The 9,861-nt window shown below is 69.8% G+C and carries 8 protein-coding genes; all 8 read right to left on the bottom strand.

Annotation, left to right across the window (positions count from 1 at the left end; genetic code table 11):
* Nucleotides 1-94: 94 nt before the first annotated feature.
* Nucleotides 95-1,747 carry a GMC family oxidoreductase N-terminal domain-containing protein gene (locus ACZ63E_RS45275; RefSeq protein WP_465342495.1) on the bottom strand — a complete coding sequence of 551 codons (1,653 nt, stop codon included), beginning with the start codon at nt 1,745-1,747 and terminating at the stop codon, nt 95-97.
* Nucleotides 1,744-2,313 carry a DUF5987 family protein gene (locus ACZ63E_RS45270; RefSeq protein ID WP_465342494.1) on the bottom strand — a complete coding sequence of 190 codons (570 nt, stop codon included), beginning with the start codon at nt 2,311-2,313 and terminating at the stop codon, nt 1,744-1,746. Before ACZ63E_RS45270 ends, ACZ63E_RS45275 begins: the two co-directional genes overlap by 4 nt.
* A 40-nt stretch (nt 2,314-2,353) precedes the next feature.
* Nucleotides 2,354-3,739, bottom strand: a complete 1,386-nt coding sequence (locus ACZ63E_RS45265) for a cytochrome P450 (protein WP_465342493.1) — start codon at nt 3,737-3,739, stop codon at nt 2,354-2,356.
* Nucleotides 3,736-4,746 carry an enediyne biosynthesis protein gene (locus tag ACZ63E_RS45260; protein ID WP_465342492.1) on the bottom strand — a complete coding sequence of 337 codons (1,011 nt, stop codon included), beginning with the start codon at nt 4,744-4,746 and terminating at the stop codon, nt 3,736-3,738. The genes ACZ63E_RS45265 and ACZ63E_RS45260 overlap by 4 nt, the downstream gene beginning before the upstream one ends.
* 4 nt (nt 4,747-4,750) lie before the next feature.
* Entirely contained in the window at nt 4,751-6,724 is a 1,974-nt protein-coding gene (locus ACZ63E_RS45255) for a CRTAC1 family protein (RefSeq protein ID WP_465342491.1), read from the bottom strand.
* Complete coding sequence (locus ACZ63E_RS45250) at nt 6,721-7,704, bottom strand: DUF1702 family protein (protein ID WP_465342490.1); 984 nt, start codon at nt 7,702-7,704, stop codon at nt 6,721-6,723. The genes ACZ63E_RS45255 and ACZ63E_RS45250 overlap by 4 nt, the downstream gene beginning before the upstream one ends.
* Before the next feature lie 110 nt (nt 7,705-7,814).
* Entirely contained in the window at nt 7,815-8,810 is a 996-nt protein-coding gene (locus tag ACZ63E_RS45245) for a DUF1702 family protein (protein WP_465342489.1), read from the bottom strand.
* A gap of 23 nt (nt 8,811-8,833) precedes the next feature.
* Nucleotides 8,834-9,763, bottom strand: a complete 930-nt coding sequence (locus tag ACZ63E_RS45240; RefSeq protein ID WP_465342488.1) for a helix-turn-helix transcriptional regulator — start codon at nt 9,761-9,763, stop codon at nt 8,834-8,836.
* Nucleotides 9,764-9,861 lie beyond the last annotated feature (98 nt).

The raw sequence follows: 9,861 nt of genomic DNA, 5'->3' as shown, positions 1-9,861 counted from the left end.
CCGCCCCCCCCCCACCCCCCCTCCCCCCCCCCCCCCCCCCCCCCCCCCCCCCCCCCCCCCCCCCCCCCCCCCCCCCCGAGCCCGTCTCCGTGCATCAGTTGCCGGCCACGAGGTCCAGTTTGGACACCGCGCGGCGGCCGGTGATCGAGCCGTCGGGCGACGGCGCGCCGTACTTGACGTCGACACCGCGGGACTGCAGCTCCCGGACGATGCCCGGGATCGACCGCTCGGCGAGCGCGGCGACGGTCATCGCCGGGTTCACCGTGAGCGCCCCCGGCACCGACGCGCTGTCGGTGACGAAGATGCCCGGGTGGTTGCGCAGCTCGTGGTTCGGGTGCAGCGCGGACGTCGCCGCGTCGTCCCCGATCCGGCACGACGCCAGCGGGTGCACGGTGTACGCGCCGACGACGTCGTTGGTCCACGGCGCGACCTTCGCGAGGCCGTCCTTCTCGATGATCGCCTTGCAGTCGGCGTCCGCGAGCGCCCAGCCGTGCCGAGTGTTCTCGGTCGGGTCGTAGCGCAGCGGGCCGCGGCCGAGCATCTGCTGCGAGATGCGGTAGGCGTTGCCGGTCGGCGGCGGGGTGCCGAAGACGCCTTCGTTGTCGTCCTCGGTCATCAGGAAGATCGTGAGCCAGTTGGCCCACTGCTTCAGCAGCTCCTTCTTCTCCGCCCCGTACCAGCGCGGCTCCTCGCCGCCGGGCACCTGGGCGAGGATGGTGCCCAGGCCCGGCGGGAAGTACAGCTGCTCCAGCGAGTAGCGCTCGTACTCCGGCAGCGACCCGTCGAGCTTGTCCCAGTTCGCGACGGTCGGGCCCTTGCCGATGTGGTTGGCCGAGTACACCGGACCGTCCTCACGGGACAGTCCGAGCACCTCGCGGACGCGGTCCTCGTCGATGATCGCGGTGTTGAGCCGCTCGCCGTTGCCGGAGAAGTACCGGCCGACGCCGTGCGGCATCTCGCCGAGCGCCGCCTCCGAGCGCTGCAGGATCACCGGGGTCGCGCCGGCGCCCGCGGCGATGATGACGACCTTCGCCTCGATGACGCCGGTGCCGGTGTGCACCCGGTAGTCCTCTTCGTCGACGATGTCGAAGTAGACCCGGTAGCCGCCGTCCTCGGTGCGCTCCAGCCGCTGGACCTCGTGCAGCGGGCGGATCTGCGCGCCGTGCGCGAGCGCGGCCGGCAGGTAGTTCGTCAGCATCGAGCGCTTCGCGTCGAACTTGCAGCCCGCCATCATGAAGTTGCAGTTGACGCAGGTGTCGTTGTCGACGGCGACCGGCGCCGGGTTGGCCGTGCGGCCGGAGTGGTTGCACGCCGCCGCCCACAGCCCGCCGGCATAGGAGACGTCGTTCCAGTCCTGTTTGGACACCGGGAGCGACTCGTCGACGCGGTCGTACCACGGCTCGAGCGAGTCGCGGGAGATGACCGACGGCCACATGCGACGGCCGATGCTGCCGTGCCGCTCGAAGACGAACCGCGGCGCGCGGGGCATCGCGGCGAAGTAAACCACGCTGCCGCCGCCGACGCAGTTGCCACCGAGCACGCTCATGCCGTCGCCGACGACGAAGTCGAACGCCCGGGTGTAGGACGAGCCGAGCAGGTAGTCGTGCTCGAAGTCGTCCGCGGCGAGCCAGGGCCCGCGCTCCAGGACGGTGACCTTGGCCCCGCCCGCGGCGAGGTGGTAGGCGGGAATCGATCCGCCGAAGCCGCTGCCGACGATGACGACGTCGGTCTTGTCGATGGCACTCATGCGGGGCTCCCCGAGGGCGTCGTGTCCGGGTGGAGGTCGGCCAGCTTGCGGCCGTAGCCGTACTTCGGGAACCGCCAGAACCCGTCGGCGTCCGGGGCTTGGTACCCCAGCGCCAGCAGGCCGGGGTGCCCGTCGCGGATCGCGTCGGCGGTGTGCAGGTGCGCGGCGCTGTCGAAGGCCATGTTGCAGAACAGCGCGAGGCTCACCCAGCCGTCCTTCTCCGGGTGCCCGGGGGTGGTCAGCCGGTGCACCAGCTCGCGGCGGTGCTCGTAGGACAGCGCCACGAACGGCGGCACGTCGTCGTCGAGCGCCAGCTCGACCTCACCCGCGTAGGACTTCGCGTGGTCGTTGAGCGACTGCGCGAGGTAGGGCAGGCCGGCCGTGACGCCGGTCGCGTCGAAGTTCAGCAGGTCGAGCGCCCCCGCCGCCACCGACCCCGGGCCGGGCGCGGCCCCGGCGATCGCGCGGTCCTCCGGGAACCGCTTCTCCCCGGGCACGATCGTGTCCGCGTAGGCCTCGAGGGTCAGGTTCATGACGCGTTCTTCTTCGGTGGCCTCGGGTTGCACCGGCCTACCTCCTCGTCGAATGTCCACAGTAGACTTCTGCTCAAGCGGCTTCGGCTCGCCGCGTCCGATCCCGGCGGCGCACGGTCATCGGCAGGCCGCCCTTCACCCGCAGCGAAAGCATCGCCTCGGGTTCGACGACCTTGCCCGCCACCTTGCTCAGCTGAAGGTCCCGTGAGGCCATCGCCAGCACGAAGACCGCCTCCATCACGCCGAGGCTGTTGCCGATGCAGAACCGCGGCCCGGCGCCGAAGGGCACGTAGGCGTAGCGCGGCGGCCGCCCGGCCGGGTTGGCCGGGTCGAACCGGCCCGGGTCGAAGCGTTCGGCGTCGGCCCAGAAGTCCGGGTGCCGGTGCAGCGTGTAGGGCACCACGACGACGTCGGAGCCGGCCGGCACGTGGTACCCGCCGATCTCGTCGTCGGCCTGGGCGATCCGCGGCAGCAGCCACACCGGCGGGTACAGCCGCATGACCTCTTCGACGACGGCCACGGTGTAGCTCAGCCGCCGCAGGTCCTCGTACTCGGGCAGCCGGTCGCCGAGCACCTCGACGGCTTCGGCGTGCAGCCGCTCGCCGACCTCCGGGTGCTCGTCGATCAGGTGGAACGCCCAGCCGAGCGTGCTCGCCGTCGTCTCGTGCCCGGCCAGCAGCAGGGTGATCAGCTCGTCGCGCATGCGTTCCCGCGAAGCGCCGTCCGTGGAACCGGACGCGATCAGCCGCGACAGCACGTCTTCGCCGCCTTCGACGGGGTTCGCGAGCCGCTGGTCCACCAGCTCCTCGGCGATCCGCCGCAGCTCGTCACGCGCGGTCCGGAACTCCACCTGCTTCTTCAGCGGCACCCACTGCGGCACCATGCTCAGCGTGACCGCCTCGAACATGGCCTGGTCCTGCACGGCCTCGAACGAGTGGCCCAGCGTCTCGTACCCGCCGAGCTCGGCGTCGAGCAGCGTCTTGCCGAGCACCCCGAGGGTCAGCCCGGTCATCTCGTGCAGGATCTCGACCGGCCCGTCGTACTCGGCCAGGCGCTTGACCAGAGCGTCCACTTCGGACGCCACGACCGCGGCCTGCCGGGAGATCCGCTTGGGCTGGAACACCGGCTGGATGGTCCGGCGCTGCTTCTTCCAGATCTCGCCGTCACTGGTGAGCAGGCCGTCGCCGAGGGCCCGGCGGGCCTCCTGCAGGCCGATGCCCTTGTGGTAGTTCGCGGCGTTGTCCGCGAGCACGTGCTTGGCGAGGTCGGGGTGGTTGACCAGGTACATCGCCTTCGGTCCGATGGCGATGCGGACGACGTCGCCGTAGGTCTCGGCGTTGTCGCCCATGAGCGCCAGCCGGTCGGTGAAGAGCTGCTTCAACAACCGGAAGGTCGCCCGGCGCGGCGGCCCGGGCGGCGCGGTGTGCGCCGCCCGGACTTCGTGCTGCGATCCGGTCATGCCGCGATCGCTCCCGGCTTTTCGTCGTCGCCTTCGGACTTCGCCGGCGGGGCGAGCTCGAGCTTGGCCTTCTGCTCGGCCTGCTCGGCCTCGAACTTGATCCGCGCCTTGTTCGAGAAGTGCAGGCCCCACAGGAAGGCCCCGCGGATCAGGCACACGGTCGCGGTGGCCAGGAACAGCCCGTACGCGACGTGCACCGCGGTGAAGAAGCCGTACGCCAAGGCCACGCCGGCGCCGAAGGCGAACTGCGAGCCCTTCTTCGACGGCGAGGTGCCCGGGTCGGTCACCATGTAGTTCGTGTAGAGCACGAACGCGATCCCGGTGCCCATCGCCAGCGCGCCCGGGATGGACGTGCCGAACAGCCAGCCACGGACGAAGGCCTGGATCACGAAGAAGCTCAGCCAGCCCGCGATCAGGAACATCCGGTTGGTCAGCAGCGCGTTGAGCACGGTGCCCGAGATCAGGATGATCGCGACGATCAGCCAGCCGCCCCAGGTCGCGATCTGCTCGCTGAAGTGGTACGGCGGGGCGATGCTGGCCCACGGGAAGAACAGCAGGATGATCGTGATGCCGAAGTTCGACGGGTTCATGTAGTGGCGCATGCGGCCGTACACCGGCGCCTGCAGGACCCACTTCGCGCCGACCGCCACGACCACGCCGAAGATCATCACGAGGATGCGGTCGTTGACGTAGGTCAGCATGTTCAGCGCGAGACCGGTGATGTGCGCCGGCAGCAGGAACTCCACGAGCCCCTTGAACCCGTTGCCCTTGAACCGGACCTCACGGTCGGTCACCCGGGCGTTGATGATCTCCAGGACGATCTCCGTGGTGTACGCGGTCGCCAGCGCGACGAACGGGTACAGCCACGGCTGCTCGAACCCGAGGATCGTGTAGCCGATGATGTTGAAGATCGTGATCGAGATCGCGAACCGGCGAAGCGCGGTGACGACCTTGTTCGTCCGCTTCGGTGGCGCGGTGTCCACTTTGGTCAGAGTCGGGGTGGTCATGCCGTCACATCTCTTCCATCGCCGTGGTGCCGAGCTGGTACATGTGGCAACCGGGTTCGAGCTTCAGGTTCTGCGTCCGCAGCTGCCCGGTCCGGTCCCGCCACTGCAGGTGCACGTCGAGCGGGCCCTGCACGGCGTGGCCGAGGCCGATCTGGACGTCGAAGCTGCGCCGGCCGGCCTCCCCGCTGCTGCCGTCGACCCGGCCGAGGTACTTCTTGCCGTCCGAGGTCGTCACGGTGACCTGCGCGCCGATCGCCGGGCTGCCGGCCGCGGGCAGCGCACCGGGCGCCACCGGGGCGTCGGTGGTCAGCTTCAGCTGCAGGTACTTGCCCGGGTTCGGGCTGTCGTTGTGGTAGAAGATCGGCGCTTCCCACTGCCGCGCGACCGCGAACTCGGGCAGGCCGTCGCCGTTGGTGTCACCGACCCCGATGCCGCGGGTGGGCACCGGAACCGCCAGGCCCAGCTGCGGGCCGAGGTCGGTGTAGCGGCCGTCCGGGCTCTTCACGAAGAAGTGGAACGTCTGGTCCCCGCCGATGTCGTCCCCGGCGCGGGCGTTCGGCCACCAGAACGGGTTGGACAGCAGGCCGTCGTTGGCCGTGGCCAGCTCCTGCAGGTTCGGCCAGCGGTTGACCTGGCCCTTGACGAACCCGGTCGCCTGGGCGATCTGGTTCTCACCGCTGTTGTTGAAGTCCTGGATCTTGACGTCCCAGCCCCAGCCGGACCAGGCCGTGCCGGTCGAGCCGCTGGTGTCCTCGAACGGCGCGACGCCGTTCTTGAACTGCGAGGTCAGGTCCTGGTTGTTCTTCGACTTGTTCATGAACTGGAAGTTCGACTCTTCGATGCCCCACGACGTCGTGATGTTGCTGACGAACAGGTCGTAGAGGCCGTCGTGGTTCAGGTCGCCGAAGTCGACGCCCATGCCCTTGAAGGAGTCGTGGCCCAGCACCTTCGACTTGGGGTCGGTGATCCCGCGGACCCCGGTGACCTCGCCGAACTCGACGTGCCCCGGTGTCGACTTGTTGTACAGGAAGTGGTCGTGCCCGAAGTCGTTGGCGATGTAGAGCTCGGGCAGGTTGTCCCCGTCGACGTCGGTCGCGCTGGAGGCCAGCGTCCAGCCGAGGCGCGCGCTCTCCGGGATGCCCTGGGACGCGTCCACGAACTGCGCGCTCGGGTTGGCCCCGGTCGAGGCGCCCGTCCAGCGGTAGATGTACTTGGCGCCCGAGTTCGTCGCGTGCGACATCGACTGGTTCAGCGTGATGCCGCCGTCGGCGTTCGGGTCGAGGACCTTGCTGTCGGGGAAGTAGTTCCCGACGAAGATGTCGACGTGCCCGTCGCCGTCGAAGTCGCCGATGGTGACGGAGTCGGTGTTCCACAGCGGGCCGTTGTACTTGCCGTCGGCGCCGCGGTGGTTGCCCGGCACCAGCTCGGTCGGCACGAACGCCGAGGCGTCGAACTTCGTCGCGCCCGGCTTCTGCATGAACAGCACCGGCGTGCGGCCCCAGTAGTAGGCGAGGATGTCGGTGCGGCCGTCTTCGTTGAAGTCACCGGGGACGCAGCCCATCGGCGCCATGTAGTCCCACGTCGCCAGCGTCGGCGAGGGGTCGAGCGCGAACGGCGCGTACCGCGGGCCGGAGTCCGGCGTCGGCGTGATGACGACCTGGTCGCTGCGCGGGTCGACCAGGCAGATGTCGTTGGCCTTGCCGCTGCCGCTGATGTCGTTGATCGCGATCGCGGCGCCGACCGAAGAGATCCACGCGGCGATGTGCTCGTACTCCTTGTTCACCGTCCGGATCGACTGCGCCTTCTTCGCCGGCGGCAGCGCGATGCTCATCGGGGTGAAGGCGAACTTGCTCGCCATCTGGTCCTGTTCGGCGGCCGAGACGCGAGGCAGCTGGGCGACCGTGAAGAGGCCGAGGATCAGCACCAGCGCCACGATGCCCGCCAGCTGCTTGCGCAGCCAGCCCAAGGTCGCGGTCATTTCGTCTTCCCTCCGTGCTTGAGGACTTCTTCGGCGATCCGCTGCCGCCAGGTTTCGAACGCCGGGACGTCGTCACCGTCGACGACGACGGCCGGGCGGACCTCCTGGGTGATCTCCGCCGCGCGTTCGGCGGACACCCCGCAGATCGCCCGGGCCGCCATCTCGGTCTCCGGGATCATCAGGCCCGCACGCACCCGGCACTCGGCCGCGAAAGCGCTGCCCTGGGCCAGCTGCCCGTGGTGGATGCCGGCGCGGTCGACCAGCTCCCCCAGTTCCTCGGCCGTGACACCGCACGCGTAGGTCGAGGCGAGCCCCACCCCGGCGTACAGGTCGCCGTGGCGCGACTCGGGGAACGCTTCGATCGCCTTGGCCACCAAGGAGACGTCGGTGCCGTTGATGAACCACAGCGCCCGGCCGATGCCCTGGTCGATGGCCCGCAGCGCGTACCCGTCGTACCGCCGGTCCGGCCAGGAGAAGCCGAGCTCCTGGTGCTGTTCGCCGATGTACTTGGCGGTCTTGAAGTACGCCTGGTGGAAGCCGTAGCCGTCGAGCACCAGCCAGCGCAGCAGCGGGTCGAACGCCGAAGCCTTCGGCCACGCGAAGCGCGGGAGCCGGCACATGGCCCAGCCGACCCCGACGTAGATGATGTAGTCGTGCTTCTCGCCGGGGCCCGCCAGGAACTCCGCGATGTTCGTGCTCTTGCCGAACGGCAGCCCGTCGAGGACGCCGTACCCCATTCCCGCGCCCTCGTAGGCGAACCCGCGAAACTGCGTGGGGATGCGCTCGAGCCACTCCTCGGCCTGCTCCACCGAGCGCGCCTCGACCGCGTGCGCGTACCCGAGGAGGAACTTCTCCCCGACCGTCTCGAGTCGTTCTTGAGCGGCTGGGCTCTTGCGGTGGAAACCCCGCTTCTCCAGCGAAGTCTCCGAGACGTCCGGTGTCAGGATGCGTCGCCTGAGCGCGCGCCAACCATTGCCCAACGCACTCTCCCCCTTACGGGTCGAATTGGATGAGGTGCAGCTCTTTCCGTTCTACGGTCACAGATCCGCTGGTCAGCGGTCTACTCCACGGTTGCGTGCGATCACCGGGCTCAGCCGGCGAGACGCTGCGCACCGCTGGAGAACTCCGCGCGGATCCGGGCGCGCCACAGCTCGTAGGGCGGTTCCGGCCCGTCGTCGCCGTCCGCCCGCTCGGTGCGGTCGCCGACGTTCTGCGCCGCCTGCACGGAAAGGTCGAGCAGCACCCCGGCGGCGAGGTGGGTGTGGGCGGGCACGTACTCGGAGTACGTCCGCGCCTTGACCGCGAACACCACGCCGAGGGCGAGCTCGTCGTAGTACTCCCCGGACAGCCGGCGCAGCTCGGCCAGGCCGCTTTGGTCGGCGCCACCGGCGAACGTCGCGGCGAGACCGACCCCGCTCCAGAGGTCCGCCTGGCGCGCTTCGGGGAACCGCCCGACCGCTTCGGCCACCGCGGGCGGGTTCCCGCCGTTGATGAACCACAGCGCCCGCCCGACCCCCTGGTCGAACGCGCGGGCGAAGTACTCCGGGCGCCCGGCCCACGGGTAGGGCTCCGGCTCGGCCTGCTCGTCGACCCACTTCTTCGTGTCGAAGTAGGCGCGGTCGAACCCGAACCCGTCGACGGCGAGCCAGCTCATCACCGGGTGGTAGGCCACCCCGGACAGCTCGGGCAGGATGTTCTTCCACAGTGGACGCGGCAGCCGCGCCATCGCGAAGCCGATCCCGATGTAGGTCAGGAAGATGTGCGGCTGGGCCGGACCCTCCAGCAGCTCACGCGTCTTGTTCCGGCCACCGCCGGGCATGGCGTCGAGGATGGAGTAGCCCATCGTCGCGCCTTCGTAGGCGAAGCCGCGCTGCTCCGGCTCGATCAGCGCGAGGCGCCGCTCGAGCTCCCACAGCGACGCGCCTTCGATCGCCCACTCGAACCCGACCACCACCGCTTGCGGCACCGCCTCCAGCCGGGCCGTCGCGGCGGTGGGAGTGACCGGGAACCCGCGCTCGGCGAACCCGACCGACGCGAGCGAAGGGGCCAGGAAGCGCTTGCGCAGCACTCCGATGAAAGTAGACATCATCCGTCCTTTTGTCCGTCGGGTCAGGCAACAGAACGCAGGTGCGACCGCTGCGCCGCGGCGAGCATCCGCTGGTCGGCGGGCGACTGCCGGGAGGCGAGGGTGATCGCGATCGGCGGGTCGGTCAGCGCCGGCGGCCGCATCCGCATGGTCACCTCGGCGGGTTCGAACCCCGTCACCGTCGTCAGCTCGCTGGCGATCGTGAACGCCGGGCCGGCCGGCGTGCCGCGGAAGGTGCCGTGGTCGGCGACCGCGATCACCGTCCAGGTGCCTTCGGGCACGCCGTCGATCGTCAGCTCCGAGGACTGAACGTCCGCGAGGCCGCCGAAGGCGACCGGCCCGCTCTGCGGCACCGCGTCGGCGAACACCCCGACGAGCACGTTGGCCGAGGTCGCTTCCGCGGGCATGTTCAGCCGCACGGTGAGCCGGGAGGACCCGGGCTTCAGCGCCGCGCACGAGCTGCCGGCCTCCCGCAGGGACCGCAGCGACGGCAGCCGCTGGAAGTGCGCCGAATGCGCCACCAGCAGTTCACCGACCTCGGGTTCGCGGTACTCGGTCGGGGTCATCCCGACCGTCCGGAGGAACCGGCTCGTGAAGGTGCCCACGCTGCTGTAGCCGACGCTGCAGACGATGTCCGACACCGTCAGCGAAGTCGTCAGCAGCAGCCGCTTCGCTTCGAACAGCCGCACGGCGGTCAGGAACCGCCCCGGCGTCACCCCGGTCGCCTTGGCGAAGATGCGTGAGAAGTGGAACGGGCTCACGTACACCTCGGACGCCAGGGCCGACAGGGTGATCGGCTCGAAGTAGCGGTCCAGTATCATCTTGATCGCGCGCAGGACCGCGGGCTGGACAACTCTTTCCGAGTCCTGGTCCGCCGCCCAGCCGGGTCGCTCCACGACCGCCGACGGCTCGGTCTCGTCGGCGCCCCCGGACGTTACCGATCGCAAGATCATCAGTCCAACCTCGAATCCTTACCGACGTCATTTCCCTCCTCGTCAGGTAAGACGGCGGAACTCGCGGACCGATGGAGGCTCGGAAGAAGCCGCCGCGG

It is taken from the genome of Amycolatopsis sp. NPDC104819 (assembly GCF_055583145.1).
Note: the sequence above shows the minus strand (reverse complement) of the source record. Positions and strands in the feature narration are given on the sequence as shown.